Origin of the sequence: Aeromonas sp. QDB11, assembly GCF_027705265.1 — a bacterium.
In the GTDB taxonomy this organism is placed as follows: Bacteria; Pseudomonadota; Gammaproteobacteria; order Enterobacterales; family Aeromonadaceae; genus Aeromonas; species Aeromonas allosaccharophila.
This window is the reverse complement of record NZ_JAPDBM010000011.1, coordinates 75,341-91,937: the sequence shown is the minus strand read 5'-3', so window position 1 is coordinate 91,937 and position 16,597 is coordinate 75,341. Positions and strand designations below refer to the sequence as shown.

15 protein-coding genes are annotated in these 16,597 nt (G+C 58.2%); 11 read left to right on the top strand and 4 right to left on the bottom strand.

The window, feature by feature from the left end; all coding sequences use genetic code 11:
• Window positions 1-309 precede the first annotated feature (309 nt).
• From OKC40_RS05820 to frdD, 5 genes are all read left to right on the top strand, one after another.
• Window positions 310-2,187 carry a methyl-accepting chemotaxis protein gene (locus tag OKC40_RS05820; protein ID WP_111805342.1) on the top strand — a complete coding sequence of 626 codons (1,878 nt, stop codon included), beginning with the start codon at window positions 310-312 and terminating at the stop codon, window positions 2,185-2,187.
• A 509-nt stretch (window positions 2,188-2,696) separates the two neighbouring features.
• Window positions 2,697-4,481, top strand: coding sequence for a fumarate reductase (quinol) flavoprotein subunit (gene frdA, locus OKC40_RS05815; protein ID WP_270794455.1), 1,785 nt, complete (start codon window positions 2,697-2,699; stop codon window positions 4,479-4,481).
• Window positions 4,474-5,208, top strand: a complete 735-nt coding sequence (locus OKC40_RS05810) for a succinate dehydrogenase/fumarate reductase iron-sulfur subunit (RefSeq protein WP_270794454.1) — start codon at window positions 4,474-4,476, stop codon at window positions 5,206-5,208. The genes frdA and OKC40_RS05810 overlap by 8 nt, the downstream gene beginning before the upstream one ends.
• Before the next feature lie 16 nt (window positions 5,209-5,224).
• Window positions 5,225-5,623 (top strand): fumarate reductase, encoded by a 399-nt coding sequence (locus OKC40_RS05805; RefSeq protein WP_042063913.1) that lies wholly within the window; start codon window positions 5,225-5,227, stop codon window positions 5,621-5,623.
• A 10-nt stretch (window positions 5,624-5,633) separates the two neighbouring features.
• On the top strand, window positions 5,634-5,990 hold the full coding sequence (frdD, locus tag OKC40_RS05800) for a fumarate reductase subunit FrdD (RefSeq protein ID WP_042063914.1): 357 nt from the start codon (window positions 5,634-5,636) through the stop codon (window positions 5,988-5,990).
• A gap of 137 nt (window positions 5,991-6,127) precedes the next feature.
• Here the strand turns inward: frdD and OKC40_RS05795 are convergent, their stop codons facing one another.
• From OKC40_RS05795 to OKC40_RS05785, 3 genes are all read right to left on the bottom strand, one after another.
• Complete coding sequence (locus OKC40_RS05795) at window positions 6,128-6,877, bottom strand: substrate-binding periplasmic protein (protein WP_111805336.1); 750 nt, start codon at window positions 6,875-6,877, stop codon at window positions 6,128-6,130.
• Between the two features lie 91 nt (window positions 6,878-6,968).
• Complete coding sequence (locus tag OKC40_RS05790; protein ID WP_270794453.1) at window positions 6,969-8,195, bottom strand: winged helix-turn-helix domain-containing protein; 1,227 nt, start codon at window positions 8,193-8,195, stop codon at window positions 6,969-6,971.
• 106 nt (window positions 8,196-8,301) lie between these two features.
• A complete protein-coding gene (locus OKC40_RS05785; RefSeq protein ID WP_234603834.1) occupies window positions 8,302-8,895 on the bottom strand; it encodes a TetR/AcrR family transcriptional regulator in 594 nt (197 codons plus the stop codon).
• A gap of 107 nt (window positions 8,896-9,002) precedes the next feature.
• On the opposite strand from OKC40_RS05785, the gene OKC40_RS05780 reads away from it, so the two are divergent.
• The 3 genes from OKC40_RS05780 (at window position 9,003) to OKC40_RS05770 (ending at window position 12,907) form a co-directional block, all read left to right on the top strand.
• Window positions 9,003-9,917, top strand: a complete 915-nt coding sequence (locus OKC40_RS05780) for an ABC transporter six-transmembrane domain-containing protein (RefSeq protein WP_270794451.1) — start codon at window positions 9,003-9,005, stop codon at window positions 9,915-9,917.
• 37 nt (window positions 9,918-9,954) lie between these two features.
• The gene (locus tag OKC40_RS05775; protein WP_270794450.1) at window positions 9,955-11,346 is read left to right on the top strand and encodes an NAD(P)/FAD-dependent oxidoreductase; all 1,392 of its coding nucleotides are present in this window, start codon (window positions 9,955-9,957) and stop codon (window positions 11,344-11,346) included.
• Window positions 11,347-11,551: 205 nt separating this feature from the next.
• Window positions 11,552-12,907, top strand: coding sequence for an NAD(P)/FAD-dependent oxidoreductase (locus OKC40_RS05770; protein ID WP_270794449.1), 1,356 nt, complete (start codon window positions 11,552-11,554; stop codon window positions 12,905-12,907).
• 62 nt (window positions 12,908-12,969) lie between these two features.
• Here OKC40_RS05770 and OKC40_RS05765 read toward each other — a convergent pair whose 3' ends face one another.
• Window positions 12,970-13,617 (bottom strand): class I SAM-dependent methyltransferase, encoded by a 648-nt coding sequence (locus OKC40_RS05765; RefSeq protein WP_182938043.1) that lies wholly within the window; start codon window positions 13,615-13,617, stop codon window positions 12,970-12,972.
• A gap of 144 nt (window positions 13,618-13,761) precedes the next feature.
• Between OKC40_RS05765 and OKC40_RS05760 the strand changes: the two genes are divergently transcribed.
• Genes OKC40_RS05760 through OKC40_RS05750 form a run of 3 tightly spaced genes read left to right on the top strand, consistent with a single transcriptional unit; the run spans window position 13,762 to window position 16,579 of the window.
• Window positions 13,762-14,421, top strand: a complete 660-nt coding sequence (locus OKC40_RS05760; RefSeq protein WP_182938044.1) for a thermostable hemolysin — start codon at window positions 13,762-13,764, stop codon at window positions 14,419-14,421.
• The gene (locus OKC40_RS05755; RefSeq protein ID WP_270794446.1) at window positions 14,418-15,929 is read left to right on the top strand and encodes an AMP-dependent synthetase/ligase; all 1,512 of its coding nucleotides are present in this window, start codon (window positions 14,418-14,420) and stop codon (window positions 15,927-15,929) included. The genes OKC40_RS05760 and OKC40_RS05755 overlap by 4 nt, the downstream gene beginning before the upstream one ends.
• Entirely contained in the window at window positions 15,926-16,579 is a 654-nt protein-coding gene (locus OKC40_RS05750; RefSeq protein ID WP_139409896.1) for a TenA family transcriptional regulator, read from the top strand. Before OKC40_RS05755 ends, OKC40_RS05750 begins: the two co-directional genes overlap by 4 nt.
• Window positions 16,580-16,597: the final 18 nt, after the last annotated feature.

Genomic DNA, 16,597 nt, shown 5'->3' with positions numbered 1-16,597 from the left:
TCAGGCAAGGGGCAACAGTGGATCAAGGGATGATCGTCTCACTTTTTCCTGTCAATGCCATCTGGGTGAACAGTTACCTTGAAGATTATGAAATGCTCGCCAGCATGGGGGTCGATGGAATCTTTACCAATCGACCGGATCGCTTTCTGACGCAGTGAGTGGGCGATACGCGTATGGATAACCACTGATTTAAGCACTAACTTTAAATAGCTGACCGGGATACAAAGAGTTCAACTTCAGCCGATAAGAACAGGCTCATAACAATAACTAGTTTCCAACACTCAGACTGACGCTCACAAGGATGTAATTATGAACTTATCCATTAAAAACAAGCTGGTCCTGGCTATAGGTATCATCATTCTGGTGATCACCGGCCTGCAGGTCTGGTACAACACCTCACAACTGCGCAGTGAAACCCAACGACTGGTCTGGAATATCATCGACGAAAGCTCGATGGCCAACGTCAAGGGGATCTCCCGCTGGGTCGACTCCCGCATCAGCATGGTCAGCACCACCAAGGAAGCATTCACCAAAGAAGATGAGCCCATTAGTCATCTGGCCCAGTCCATGAATGCCGGTGGCTTCGACTTGGTCTATGCCGGCACCGCAGACGGCAAGATGATCCAGAGTAAACCCACCAACCTGCCTGCCGGTTATGATCCCCGTCAACGTCCCTGGTACAAGGATGCGATGGCAGCAGGCAAGCTGGTCATCACCGCGCCCTATGCCGATATCTCCACCGGCCAACTGATCGTCACCATCGCCGAGCCGTTCCAGCGTGGCAACACCCAGGGGGTCATCGCCGGAGACGTCTCTATCAGCGCCCTTATCTCGGACATTCTGGCGGTTACCACCGAGGGCACTTACGCCATGCTGGTCGACAGCAACGGCACCATCATCGCGCACCCCGATGCCTCCATGAGCCTGAAACCCGCCACCGCGCTGGCCCCTGAGTTGACCGCATCCTACATCAACCAGATCGCCCATGACGGCATGATCAATGAGCTAATGATCAGCGGCAAGAAAGAGGTCTTTGACTTCAACGCGATCCCTAATACCAACTGGTATTACGGCATGATGGTGGATGACGAAACCGCCTACCAGTCGGTACGCAGCATGGTCACCTCCTCCCTCATTCAGGGGCTCATCACCATACTGATCGTGGCTGGCTTCTCCTATGTTGCCATCAACGGCTCGCTGGCCCCCCTGAAAACCCTGGGCGAGGCGATTGCCGATCTCTCCCGTGGCAACGGCGATTTGACCCGCCGCATCAAGATCGAGCGTGAAGATGAGGTGGGCGCGGTTGCCAAGCACGTCAACACCTTCATCGACCGCATCCATGTGATGGTGCAGGATATTTCCAACTCCTCCGGCCAACTCAACCAGCAGGCCAAGTCCTCCCACAGCATGGCGGAGAAGGCCAATCAGGGGCTGGCACGCCAGCAAAACGAGATCTCCCAGATCGCCACTGCGGTGCACGAGATGTCCGCCACCGCGATCGAGGTGGCCAGCAACGCCGAGCAGACCGCCGAAGCAGCCCGCAGCTCTTCCAGCAGTTGCGAGCATGGCAAACAGGTGATCGCCCGCAACCAGCGCTCCATCACCGATCTGGCCACCCAGGTGGAGCAGGCCTCCAACATCATTCAGGAACTGGAGAAGAACGCCCAGGAGATCAACACCATCCTCTCCACCATTCAGGGCATCGCCGAGCAGACCAACCTGCTGGCGCTCAACGCCGCCATCGAAGCGGCGCGTGCCGGTGAACAGGGCCGTGGTTTCGCGGTGGTGGCCGATGAAGTGCGCGTCTTGTCACAGCGCACCCACAGCTCGACTGTCGAGATCCGCAGCATGATCGAAACCCTGCAGCGCAATACCCAGGGTGCGGTCAGCACCATGCACGAAGGCCAGCAGTTGGCCCAGAACAGCGTGGATGACGCCAACAACGCCACCCATGCGCTGGAACAGATCACCACCTCGATCAACCAGATCTCCGACATGGCGACCCAGATCTCCAGCGCAGCCGAAGAGCAGCGGGCCGTCACCGACGAGGTAAGCCGCAACATTCAGGCGGTCAAAGATGTGTCGGACGAACTGGCAGTGGATGCAGACAGTTCGCGCCATCTCTCTGAACAACTTAAAAATATTTCGGGTGAACTGAGCAATCAGGTCGGCATGTTCCGCATTTGAGCATGAGTAAAAGGGGCCGCACAGGCCCCTTTTATTTTTCTAAATAGCGCTTAATTTTCAGTGATTAATCTCATAATACCCGCCAAATCCCCGGCCCTGAAATCCTTGTGATTCATCTGGATTTATCCAATCCCCTCCGTAGCGGTCGCCACAATTCGGATTATTTATTTTTATCCAAATTAATAAATGCCAATAATTCTCATTAAAAAATTACAATAAAAAACTTAAAATTTTTTTCGTGAGTACCTAAAAAGAGAGGTGATTCGCATTTTATTGAAAGAAAACTACGTACAATCCAGAAGTTAAAGTACGCGTAGCAAGGTGTTCAACTGCTCAGTAACACCAAAAAATGGCGATAATAACGACATTTTCATCCAGGGATTTGGGTGTTTTATAGAAAAATAACCAATAAAAATGGAATAAAACCTAGCAGTTTGACTTGCATCAAGCCTGAATTTTTTTCATAGAGCAAAATCGTGCCCAGCAAATCTATCCCTAAGGAGGCAGATGTGGATATTATCAAGACCGATGTTGCCATCATCGGTGCCGGTGGTGGTGGCCTGCGTGCCGCAATCGCCATTGCAGAAGCCCACCCGGAGCTGGAAATCGCCCTGATTTCCAAGGTCTATCCGATGCGCAGCCATACCGTGGCCGCCGAAGGTGGCGCCGCAGGCGTCGTGCGTGATGACGACTCCCTCGAAAACCACTTCAATGACACCGTCTCCGGTGGTGACTGGTTGTGTGAGCAGGACGTAGTCGAATACTTCGTCAACAACGCCACCAACGAAATGATCCAGCTGGAGCACTGGGGTTGCCCCTGGAGCCGCAAGCCGGATGGCAAGGCCAACGTCCGCCGTTTCGGCGGGATGAAGATCCCGCGCACCTGGTTCGCCGCAGATAAATCCGGTTTCCACATTCTGCACACCCTGTTCCAGACCTCCATCAAGTATCCGACCATCAAGCGCTACGATGAGCACTTCTGTCTGGATCTGATCGTGGAAGATGGTCGCGTCCAGGGCGTCCTGACCTTCGATATCCAGAACGGTATCACCCGCTTTATCCAGGCCAAATCCGTGGTGCTGGCGACTGGCGGTGCCGGTCGCGTTTACCGCTACAACACCAACGGTGGCATCGTCACCGGTGACGGCATGGCGCTGGCCTACCGTCACGGCGTACCGCTGCGTGATATGGAGTTCGTCCAGTATCACCCGACCGGTCTGCCGGGCACCGGCATCCTGATGACCGAAGGTTGTCGTGGTGAGGGTGGCATCCTGCTGAACAAGGATGGCTACCGCTACCTGCAAGACTACGGCTTGGGCCCGGAAACCCCGGTTGGCCAGCCGAAGAACAAACACATGGAGCTGGGTCCCCGTGACCGTCTCTCCCAGGCATTCTGGCAAGAACAGCAGAAAGGCCGCGTGATCCAGGGCCCGATGGGCGACGTGGTTCACCTCGACCTGCGCCACCTCGGCGAGAAGTACCTGAAAGAGCGTCTGCCTTTCATCTGCGAACTGGCCAAGGCCTACGTGGGTGTGGATCCGGTCAAGGAGCCGATCCCGGTACGTCCGACTGCCCACTACACCATGGGTGGTATCGAAACTGACGGCAAGTGCGCAACCCGCATGCCAGGCCTCTACGCCGCTGGCGAGTGTGCCTCCGTCGGCCTGCACGGTGCCAACCGTCTGGGTTCCAACTCCCTGTCCGAGATCGTGGTATTCGGCAAGGTGGCTGGTGAACAGGCAGCCGAATTCGCGGCAACCCAGCAGCACGGCAACACCGAAGCGCTGGTCGCCAAGGCCGAGCAGTTGATCAAGCAGCACCTCTCGCTGATGGATATCGACGGGACCGAAAACCCGGCCGACATCCGCAACGAACTGGGCATGTCCATGGAAGCTGGCGTTGGTATCTACCGTACCGAAGAGCTGATGCAGGGCACCATCGACAAGATCAACGAGCTCAAAGCCCGTTACAAGAAGATCAAGATCAACGACAAGTCCTCTGTCTTCAACACCGATCTGCTGTACGCCATCGAACTCGGCTACATGCTGGACGTGGCCGAAGCCATTGCTCACTCCGCCATCAACCGTAAAGAGTCTCGTGGTTCCCACCAGCGTCTGGACGGTTATGAGGAGCGTGATGACGTGAACTTCCTCAAGCACACTCTCTCCTTCTATGCACCGGAAGGGGCCCCGACCATCGATTACTCCGATGTGAAGATCACTAAATCCCAACCGGCAAAACGTGTGTACGGTTCCGAGGGTGAGAAACAAGACGAGGCTAAGAAGAATGGCTGAGATGATCGAAATTGAAATCCTGCGCTACCGTCCGGAGCAGGATAACGAGCCCTGGATGCAAACCTTCCAGGTGCCTTACCTCAAAGAGATGTCCCTGCTGGATGCGCTGCAGTACATCAAGGATCACCTGGACTCTACCCTGAGCTTCCGCTGGTCCTGCCGGATGGCGATCTGCGGCTCCTGCGGCATGATGGTCAATGGCGTACCCAAGCTGGGTTGCAAAACCTTCCTGCGTGACTATCTGCCAGGCAAGATGACCATTGAACCGCTCAACAACTTCCCGATTGAGCGTGACCTGGTCGTCGACATGTCCGATTTCATCGAGAAGCTGGAGAGCATCAAGCCCTACATCATCCCGAACGAACCGCGCAGCCTGTGCGATGGCGAGTACACCCAGACTCCGGCTGACATGGCGAAGTATCACCAGTTCTCCATGTGCATCAACTGTGGTCTGTGCTACGCAGCCTGCCCACAGTATGGCATCAACAAGAAGTTCACCGGTCCGGCGGCACTGGCTCTGGCCTATCGCTACAACGCCGACAACCGCGACAGCGCGTCCAAAGAGCGGATGAAGATCATCAGCCAGGACGAAGGTGTCTGGGGTTGTACCTTCGTGGGCTATTGCTCCGAAGTGTGCCCGAAAGGCGTGGATCCGGCCGCAGCCATCCAGCTTGGCAAGGTCGAGAGCGCCAAGGACTACATGATCGCCATGTTCAAGCCAGATTGAGATCAGGAATGAGACCATGAACAACACCAATAGCAAACGTAAGCCTTACGTCCGCGAAATGAAGAAAGACTGGTGGCTGAAGAATGCCTTCTACACCGGTTACATGATCCGTGAAGGCACCAGTATCTTCGTCTCCATCTACGCCGTTGTGCTGATGTGGGGTCTGATGCGTCTGGTTCAGGGTCAGGAAGCGTTCAACGGCTGGCTGGAATCCCTGCAAAGCCCGATCGCCATCCTGTTCCATGTCATCGCACTGGCGGCGTGCCTGTTCCATGCCAAAACCTGGTTCGCCCTGGCGCCGAAAGCCATGCGTATCTTCCGTGGTGAAGACCTGGTACCGGAGAAGCCGATCGTTCTCGCCCAGTATGTGGCGCTGGCGGTGGTGTCCCTGCTTGTCCTGATCATCGTGGCCTGAGGAGAAATCAATGAGACGTTCTGACGAACCAATTTACTGGGGTCTGTTTGGTGCGGGTGGCATGGTCGTTGCCATGCTGCTGCCGGTCATTGTCCTCATCACCGGTCTGCTGGTACCCATGGGTATCATGGACGTGGAAGCCATGAGCTATGACCGCGTGCACGCGTTCGCCAGCTCCTGGTGGGGGGCCTGCATCCTGCTGGTGATCATCGCCCTGCCAATCTGGCACGGCATGCACCGTATCTACCACGGTCTGCACGATCTGGGGATCCACACCACCAAGCTGCACCACTATGTATTTTATGGCTTTGCCTTCCTGGTATCTGCCATTACCGTCGGCCTGCTGATGGTGCTGGTACTCCAGTAATCACATCTGACTGATTGACCAAACCGGGCCTCGAGCCCGGTTTTTTATTGTCCCTGATTAACCAAGAGGGCCAGCCGGTTTGCACCGGCTGGCCCTTTGTTCATCTGCTCCCCCTGAGTGGTGCCAGCTCTTCGCCATTACTCCATCGGTGGCAAGAAACGGCGCATCACCTCATCCCCATGCCCTCCTTCCTGAAACGCCACCAGCGCCTGATTGAGGGTATTCACCAGCTCATGGGCGCGGGGGGAGCCCTTACTCACCAGCAGATAGAATCCCTTGCGGCTGGGCAGGGCGAGGTTGAGCAACCCGCTCTCGCTGCGGTAGATGCCAAGGCTGAGACCACTCACCAGCGGTTCGATTTCACTCGGTAAAAAGTCGCAGCGATCCCGCCCCATCATGTCCAAAGCCTGCTGCAACTGCTTGACCCGGCGTGGCTCTTGCGCCAGCCCATAGGGGGTGTAGTTGTAGCCAATCACCCCGCACACCCGGGAGCGGTTGACCGTCTGCAAGTCCGGCGTCTCGGGAAAGCGGCGCTTGAGATAGAAGAAACCGAGGTGGGTGTAATAGAGCGGCACGCTGTAGAAGGCAAACTCGGCCCGCTCCGGCTTGTAACTGGCATCCCAGGTGAGCTCGCACAGACCGTTCTGGCGATAATCCGCCAACTCCTGCTGGACCCGCGCCCAGGGCAGATAGCGGATCTGGTGCGATAGCCCGCTCTGTTGCAGCGCATCAAGCACCAGCGTAGTGGCTGAGCCGGTCAGGCGGCTGGTATCGGGCACACCGTCCTTGCGCTCCCAATAGGTAAAGGGGGCCCACTCGTTGCCCTCCCCCAGACAGATCTTCACTGGCGGCTCTTGCCCCCATAGCGCGGGGGACAAGATGGCCATCGCCAATCCCGCCCACCATGTTTCCGCTCGTTTCATCTCCCGCTCCCGAACTGTTTATCCCTCTTGCAGCTTAGCCCAGAAGGGATAGCGCTCACTTTGCAGGGGCGCTTTCATGCCACAACGCCAGCAAATTGGCCGGAATGGCACCATAACGAAGCTGCGGCGTCTGGTGCCAGTCAGCCAGCTTTTGCAGGGCTTTCGCCAGATCCTGTGCAAGGGTGCGGGTCACTCTCACCCCGGCTTCCAGATAGAGGCTCTTGATCTCGAAGATCCCCTGCTGGCGATGGGCCTTGGCATCCATTCTGCCCACCAGCTTGCCGCGATGGAGCAAGGGCAACACGAAGTAGCCGTACTGGCGCTTGGGGGCCGGGGTATAGCACTCGATGCGATAGTCGAAGTTGAACAGTTCACTGGCCCGTTTGCGATCCCACACCAGCGGGTCGAATGGCGACAAGGCGGTGGTATGGGTTGCCTTGAGACGGCCTTCCTCTGCCTGCACCAGCTCATCAGCCAGCGAAGAGTGCACAAAAGCGCCGTGCTGCCACCCCTCCACCCGCACCGGCAGCAGTTCACCCTCGTCCGCCAGCTGATGGAGCAAGGCATCGTATTTGCCGCGCCGCAGCCGGTAGTAGTCCGCCACCCAGCCGGTTTTGACCAGCCCCAGCGCCCGGCAACTGGCGCGCACCATATCCCGCTGCGCCTGCTCGACGCTCGGCAGATCCCGCTGGTCGCTCCACTCGGAGATGACCCGCTCGGCGAGATCATAGACCCGTTGAAAGTTGCGCCGCTCCCGCACCATCAGCTGGCCGGTAGTAAACAACACCTCCAGATGACGTTTCTCCGGCTTCCAGTCCCACCAGCCGTTCCCCTTGCCGGTTGTGCGTTCAAAATCGGCCGCCCGCACCGGGCCATGCTGGCGAATGCGCTCGATCAGCTGGCCAATCTCCTGCTGATGGGTAGCGAGCCAGTTGGCCGAAAACTTCCAGCCCATGCCAGCGGGATCGAGCATCCGGTGGCGCAGCAGCCGATAATCCTCGCGGGGCACAAAGCAGGCCTCATGAGCCCAGTATTCGAAGATCTCGCCGTCGGCCAGCAACTGCTCCAGCCAACGCGGTTCGTACTGTCCAAGCCGGCTAAAGAGCACCAGATAGGGGCTGCGCGCCACCACCGAGATGGTATCGATCTGCAGCAACGCCATGCGGCGAATGGTGGCCAGCAGATCGGCCGGGGTCGCCTTGCTGCGACGGGGGGCGAGCAGCCCCTGCGCCGCCAGTTGCAGATGACGGGCATCTTGCAGTGACAAATGGGTAATCGACATCAACAACCGCTCCCTGGTATCTGGCCATCGCGCGCCCGGCGGATGGCCAACAAAACTGGGGGAGGCCCCACGCTGGCACGCCTCCCCTCCTTGTGTGCCTGCGCCGCTATGAGTGGGCCGGGGGCAAGACCAGCTGATTGACCACCAGCATGATCTCTTGATAAGTGGCCTCTACCGTCTCGGGGGTCGGCTCCAGAATAAGGTCATCGGCATAGCCGTTGATAAGCGAGGTGATCTGGCGCGCCAGTCGCCGGGCATCGCCCGCTACAAACTCGCCGCTGTCGATCCCCTTTTGCAGGATCTGCTCCAACACCTCGCGCCACGCCAGAATGATTTTGCGGTAGCTCTCGGCAAACACAGGGTCGCGCAGTGACTCGTTCCAGGCATCCAGGTAGATGGCCCAGGAGGCATCCTGACTGGTCGGCAGGTTGTCCCGCACAAACAGCGGCAACGCTTCGCGGGCGGGTAGCGGCAGCAACCACTCCCGCTGCTCGGCTATCTCCTGATAGGTGAAACGCTCCACAGCGCAGAGGCAGAGCTCTTTCCAATCCTTGAAGTAGTGGTAGACGTGGCTGCGCGCCAGACCGGTACGTTCGGCAATATCACGGGTTGACGATGCCGCCATCCCCTTCTCTCGAAACAGGGCCAGTACGGCCCCGATGATCATCTCTTTACGCTGTTCTGCTGATGGGCGTGCCATCTGACCTCCTGCGATATCAATCGATCTGCTTGACTTTGAGCAGTCGCTCAAACAAACTTTGAGCACTCGCTCAAACTTAGCGTTTCCGACATCTTAGGAGATAACCCATGACAACACCAACCACTTCGGCAGCCAGTTGCGACGAGCAGGCCATGCCGTTGCCACACTCGGCCGGTCGTTCGCTGGGGGCAATTGCACGGGCCAATCCCCTCAAGCTGGCGGGCACCTTCTCGCTGGTGGCCCTCGAAAACATCCTGCTGGTGGTCTATCCCCTGTTCGCCGGTTTTGCCATCGACGCCATCGTCAAGGGCCAGTGGTGGCAGGCTTCAAGCTACGCCCTGATCGTGCTGCTGTTCTGGCTCATCGGTGCCCTGCGCCGGGCGGTCGACACCCGCACCTTTACCCATATCTATGCGGCACTGGCGGTGCCGGTGATCCTGACCCAGCGCCAGCAGCAGGAGGGGCAATCCACCATAGTGGCGCGGGTCACTCTGGCGCGGGAGTTTGTCGACTTCTTCGAGAAACATATCCCGATCCTGGCCACCAGCCTGATCTCCATCGTCGGTGCGGCCGTGATGCTGATGGTGATCGAGTTCTGGGTCGGCATCGCCTGCATGGGGGTATTACTTCTGTTCGGCCTGCTGCTGCCCGGCTTTTCGCGCAAAAACCAGCTGCTGCACGAGCGGCTCAACGATCGGCTGGAACACGAGGTCAAGCTGGTCACCCATGCCCAGTCAGCCAGCCTCTCCCGCCACTACCGCGCGCTGGCCTGGCTGCGCATCCGGATTTCGGATCGGGAGGCGCTCGCTTTTCTGGCGGTCGGTATCAGCGCCTCCCTGCTGTTCCTGCTCGCCATCACCATGCTGATGGCCCAGCCCCAGGTCTCGGCAGGCCATGTCTATGCTGTGATGACCTACCTGTGGAACTTCGTCACCAGCCTGGATGAAGGGCCCGGTCTGGCCGATCAGCTGGCCCGGCTGCGAGACATCGGTCGCCGGGTCAATACCGCCCAACCCGATTGAATGATTTGACATTTTGTATCTGTAACCGGAGTAGAAGATGAATCCGACCACCCTTTGCCAACGAGCGTTAACCATGTGCATCAGCTGTTTTTTTCTCGCCGCCTGCGGCCCCAAGATGAGCGACTTTGAGCCCAACACCAGCTACTGGTTCAAGGAGAAACCGGCAGAGGAGAGTGCCCCGCTGGCGCAAGACATGAAGGTGGATATAGCCATCGTCGGCGGCGGCTACAGCGGCCTCTCCAGCGCCTGGCATCTGGCCAAGGCCAACCCGTCGCTCAAGATCGCCATCTTCGAAGCCAAGCAGGTGGGCAGCGGCGCCTCGGGCCGCAACGGCGGCATGGTGTTGCCGGGCTCCGAGGTGATGGACCTCTATGAAGAGGGGGAAGCGAGCAAGCGCCACTACGATCTCACCGTCGCCTGCATGCACAAGCTGCAGGCGCTGGTCGCCTCAACCGGCGTGGAGGCCGACCTCAAGCTTGATGGCTATGTGGAGGCGATCCTCGATGAAGAGGATATCCCCGAATACCGCGACTATGTGAAAACCGCCAATCGTCTCGGCATCCCGCTCCAGTACTGGAACGCCGATACCACAGAGGCAAAACTCGGCACCGATCGCTACGTGGGGGCGGTCTACGACCCCAATGGCGGTCAGGTTCACGCCATGAAGCTGGTCAACGCCCTGCGCAAGGCGGTGGAGCAGGCGGGCGTCACCATTTATGAGCAGAGCCCGGTGCTGGGGATCAAGGAGGGCAAGCAGATCGAGCTCAATGTGGCCGACAAATACAAAGTAACCGCCGACAGCATAGTACTGGCGACCAACGGCTATACCTCCAAGCTTGGCTACTTCAGCGGGCGGGTATTTCCGGTGCACGCCCAAAGCGCCGTGACCGAGCCGCTTACCCGGGATCAGCTCAACGCCATCCAGTGGCAGAGCCGGATGCCCTTCTATGACACCCGCAACATCCTGTTTCATCTGGTATTGACCCCGGATAACCGCATCGTCATCGGCGGCGGCAATGCCGAGTACGTCTTCAACGACGGCCTCAACTACAAGGGAGACCTCAACCGGGTCAGCGAGATGATGATGACCGAGCTGGTGACACTCTATCCGGCCCTCAAGGGGATCAAATTTGAGCAGGTGTGGGACGGGGTACTCGGCATGACCGGCGACAGTACCGAAGCGGTGGGCGTGATGGGGGATCACAAAAACATCAACTACGCCCTCGGCTACAACGGCCACGGCATCAACCTCTCCTTCCTGTTTGGCGACATCGTGGCCAGTCTCTATCAAGGCAAGGATCACCCCTGGTTCAACCACGCCGAGCAGACCCTGCCGATGTGGCTGCCGCCGGAGCCATTCAAGTCAATCGGCGTCAAGTCCACCCTGATGTTCTATCACTGGCAGGATCGCGGCTATCTGGAGCCATAACGCGCTATGTATCTGCCAGCCTGCGGTTTGGCCCGTAGCACTGACATCCATTTTCCATGGCTGCCCGACACACTGCGGGGTGATAGAGCGGGCAGCATGGGTTGGCAACAGCAACCGACGTTTGACAAGAGACGCCAGCATTGCTGGCTGACAGTGAATTAGCTAAATCTCGCGCGAATTTTTTTACTATCAATGGAGAGTCAACATGCGTGCATTTCCGGTACTAAAAGGCACTATTTTTTCGCTGATCGCGTTGAGTGGCACACTCGCTACCAACGCCTTCGCCAACGATGAAAATATCGCCCGGTTTTACGATGACAATCAGAGTTACTGGGCTCAGTTCTTGCCCAACGTAAACGCCAGCCTCAATAAAGATATTGATGTGGATGTCGCCGTCATCGGCGGTGGATATACGGGATTATCTGCCGCATACCATATCAAGAAGTCCAATCCGGCCAGCACTGTGGTTATTTTGGAAGCAAAGCGGGTCGGCAATGGCGCATCTGGCCGTAATGGCGCTCTGGTGTTGGCGCAAACCTATAGCGAAGGCGGCTTTGTGATGGGTGATCACAAAGCGAATCATAAAGAAATTTATGACATCACCGTCAATAGCATGCACCGGATTAAGCGGTTGGCCGAATCGACCGGCATTGACCCGGGGTACGTACTCAATGGCCAATCCTTGGGGATTTTTAACCCTGAAAATCTGGATGATGCCAAAGAGTATGTGGCTCAGGCCAAAAAACTGGGCATGCCGATTGAATTGTGGAGCAAAGAGAAAGCCGTAAATATGCTCGGCTCACCAGCGCTGATCGGTGCGGTATATGATCCCAATGGCGGCATGGTCAACCCGGGCAAGCTGGTCGCCGCGCTCAAGAAACTGGCGGAAGATGCCGGGGTCGTCATCTATGAAAATAGCCCGGTGCTGGAATATGAAGAAGACGGCAAGCTGATTTCATTGCCAGTCAAGGTCAATGACCAACGCTATGAAGTTACCGCAAAAAATATTGTCGTGGCAGCCAATGCCTATGCCGGGAAGACGCTTGGCTTCAAGCCTGATGATATTGAACCCTCTCACACTCAAGTGGCAGTCACGGCCCCACTGACGGATGCGCAATACAACAGCATTGGCTGGAAAAACAACATCTCATGGTATGACGACCAATATGCCGGAACGGACAGTGATGCCACCTACCACATGGTCATGACCGCTGACCATCGCATTGTTATTGGTGGTGGTAGCGTCGAATACAATGAGGGGGATGACCTGCAGTACCCCGGTGATTTGAAAAAGATTGAAGCTCAAATCTCCAAGCGTATTGGTGAGCTCTATCCATCAATAAAAGGGATAAAAATTGAAAAAACCTGGGACGGGATAATTTCAGAAACCACAACCAAGAATGAAATGATCGGCGTCACCGGTACGAATCAGAATATTTATTATGCCCTTGGATATAACGGCGGACAGGGCGTTAACGTTGCCTTCTTGTTTGGCGAGCTGGTCTCCAAGCTCTACAACAAGCAAGATGACAAATTGTTGAGCATCATGCTGGATAAATAACTGATAACGTTAAATTCAGGGCATTTAACTACTTCCTAAAACCATCCATCAGCAGGCACGCCTCAGGGCGTGCCTTTTTGCAATACCGCTACATCGGCGTGGGGGAAGCTGAGCTCGGCCTGCCAGCTGGCGGCCAGCACCCGAAACGATGCCTCGGCAAAGAAGACGATGTGGGTCGGGTCGTGGCGATAGCGCCAGTTTTTGAACCGCTCGTCACTGAGCACCCGCTGGGTCTGCAACACCAGCACACCACCGGGTTTGAGGCAGCCCCACAACTGCTCCAGCACGGCACGCGGCTCGGCGATATGCTCGATCACCTCGGTACTGGTGATGAAATCGTACTGGCGCGTCAGCAACTCGGGAAAATCGGCGTAGAACTTGTCATACCCCGCCATCTGGTAACCCGCCTCGCGCCCCATCGCCACCAGCGCAGGGCCCGGGCCACAGCCAAAATCGAGACCACTGGCAGGCGTTGGCACCCGACTCAACACCTCGCCAAATGCCCGCATCAGAAAAGTGCGATAACGGGGATCATCCACCCGGTTGTCGTGACCGTCATAGACCGCCTTCTCCGCCGCCTCATCCAGATGATCCGCCTCATCCAGCCAGACCAGCTCGCACGCGAGGCAACGATGATAGCGCTTGCCTGCCACCGGCAGGGGATAACTGCGATGGCTGGCGCACAGGGGGCAGCAGACACTGGATGACATGGCGGTTCCTCTTGGGTGCTTCCTGTTGGATAACAGCGGCGCAGATTGCCTGCCCGTCGCGTCGCTGACAACTTTTTTTGCTGCTTAAGGGTTTCTTAAGTTTGGGCTTTTACTCTCAAACCATCGCAAGAGAAGGAGTCACCCATGACCATCGAGATCCAGGCACCCTACCGATTGCTGCTAGCTAAGTCCCCGCAGCAGGTCATGGCGCTGCAAACCTATATCCAGGCAGCCTACACCCTCGAGTTCAACGCCCGCATCCCCCATTTTCTCCCCTGCCTGCTGGGGCTCTATCGGGCGGACGGGACGCTGGTCGGTGCCTGTGGTCTCAATCATGCCAGTGAGGGGCCTCTCTATCTGGAACAGTATCTGGAGCAACCCATCGAGGCCGCCATCAACACCCGCCTCGGGGTCTATCCGGCACGCAACCGCATTATCGAAGTGGGCAATCTGGCCTGCAGCGAACCGGGCAATGCCCGCCTGATGTTTGCCGCCCTCTGCCGCATGCTGTGTGAAAACGCCCTCGACTACGTGGTCTTTACCGGCACCGCCAAGCTGCGCAACAGCTTTGCCCGTCTGCAACTCAATCCGGTGGAGCTGGCCCCCGCACAGGCCCATCAGGTGGGTGCCGACGCCGATGCCTGGGGTGAGTACTACCGTTGCCAACCCAAGGTGATGGTGGGTGACATCAATCAGGGGCGCGAGGTGCTGGCCCAGAGCAGCCTGCTGCTCAATCTGCTGGCCCCCATGCCAGTGCTTTTTACCGATGCAACCCTGACCAGTGAGAAAAGGTGCGCCCAATGAGCCTGTTCGACGCCATCGCCAAACATGCCCACGAGGATCCGCAATCCCCTGCGCTGCTGAGCAGCCAGCAGCGCCTCGATTATCAAGCTCTGTGGCAACAGATCCAGCGTCTGGCCAACCAGTTGCAACAGCTCGACATCAGCCGTCTGGCCCTGCAACTCGATAACGGCCTGCCCTGGGCGCTGCTGGATCTGGCCTGTACCAAAGCAGGGATCGTAGTCATCCCGGTGCCCCACTTCTTCAGCCTTGAGCAGCAAGAGTGGGTGCTGGAGAGCAGCGGCGCCGATGCGCTGGTCGGCCCATATCATCAGGGGTGGCATGCCGCCGAGCCACTGACTCTGATCACCGGTCCTCATGTTGAACAAACAGTGCCGCTGTGGCGCCATACCCCGACCAATCGACCGGCGCTGCCCAAGGGCACCGCCAAGATCACCTACACCTCCGGCACTACGGGCCAGCCCAAGGGCGTCTGCCTGTCACTGAGCCAGATGATGGCGGTGAGCCATGCGCTGGCCGAGCGGGTCACGCCAGCCAAGGTGGAAAAACACCTGACCCTGCTGCCGCTGGCGACCCTGCTTGAGAACATCACCGGCCTCTATGTGCCGCTGCTGACCGGCGCCTGCAGCCGCATTCCGTCCCTCGGGGAGCTCGGCTTCACCGGCTCCAGCTCGCTCAATGGGGCCATGCTGGGGGAGGCGCTGCTGCGCTGGCCGACCCACAGTCTGGTGCTGGTGCCCGAACTGCTGCGTTTGCTGCTGGCACTCTGCACCAACACACCGGCGCTGACCCAGCAGCTCAAGAGCCTGCGCTTTATTGCCGTCGGTGGCGGCAAGGTGGCCCCCGACCTGATCAAACATGCCCGCCAGCTCGGCCTGCCGGTCTATGAGGGGTATGGCCTCTCGGAGTGTGGCTCCGTGGTGGCGCTCAACAGTCCGGATGCTGACAAGCCCGGCAGCGTGGGCCGCCCCCTGCCCCACTGTCAGGTCACCATCGCCAGCGATGGCGAAATTATGGTGAGCGGCAGCGCCATGCTGGGTTATCTCGGCAGCAGCGAACCGGCTCCCGAACAGATTGCCGCTGGCGAACCTTCTGCCATACAGATCGCCACTGGCGATCTGGGTCATCTGGATGATGAGGGCTACCTCCATATCACCGGGCGCAAGAAGAATGTCCAGATCACCGCCTTTGGCCGCAACTTCTCGCCAGAGTGGGTGGAAGCCGAGGCTCAGCTCTGCCCCGCCATCGCCCGCATCGTGGTCTTTGGCGATGGTCAACCCGCCAACGTGGCGCTGATCCAGCCCCTGCTGGGGAAAGAGGCGGATCTGCCACGCCAGATCGCCGGTCTGAACCAGCGGCTGCCCGATTATGCCCGGCTGCACCACTGGTTGCCGGTGGCACTGGATCAACATCCCGGGCTGCTGACCGCCAACGGGCGTCCCCGTCGCAACGAGATTTACCAACACTTTTCCCAACAAATTAGCCAATGCCTTACCGGAGAATCGTCATGAGCTTCTATCAGACTCTGCAACAAGCCACTGCCAGTGAGCGTGAGCATCTGTTCAACGCCCCCATCATCGAAGCCTGCCGCCGTGGCGACATCAGCCGTGACACCTATCTCGCCTTTCTGGCACAGGCTTACTACCACGTGCGCCACACAGTTCCGCTCTTGATGGCAACCGGCGGCAAGCTGGGTCAGGAGTACGAGTGGGTGCGTGGCGCCCTTGCCGAGTACATCGACGAGGAGTATGGCCATCAGGAGTGGATCCTCAACGACATCCGCGCCTGTGGCGGCGATGCCGAGGCGGTGCGCCACGGCCAGCCCGGGCTGCCCATCGAGCTGATGGTGGCCTTCCTCTACGACCAGATCCAGCGCGGCAACCCCATGGGCTTCTTCGGCATGGTGCAGGTACTGGAAGGCACCAGCGTGGCCATCGCGCTGACCGTCGCCGACCAGCTGAAAAAGGGTCTCGGCCTGCCACCGCAAGCGATGAGCTACCTGAGCTCCCACGGCACCCTGGATCAGGAGCACCTCAAGTTCTTTGAATCCCTGATGGATCGGGTCGAAAGTCCGGCGGATCAAGCCGCCATCATTCACTCGACCAAGGTGGTCTACCGCCTCTATGGCGAGATGCTCTACAACCTCACCGCCACACCGTAAGTCGGCAGCGGATCAGCA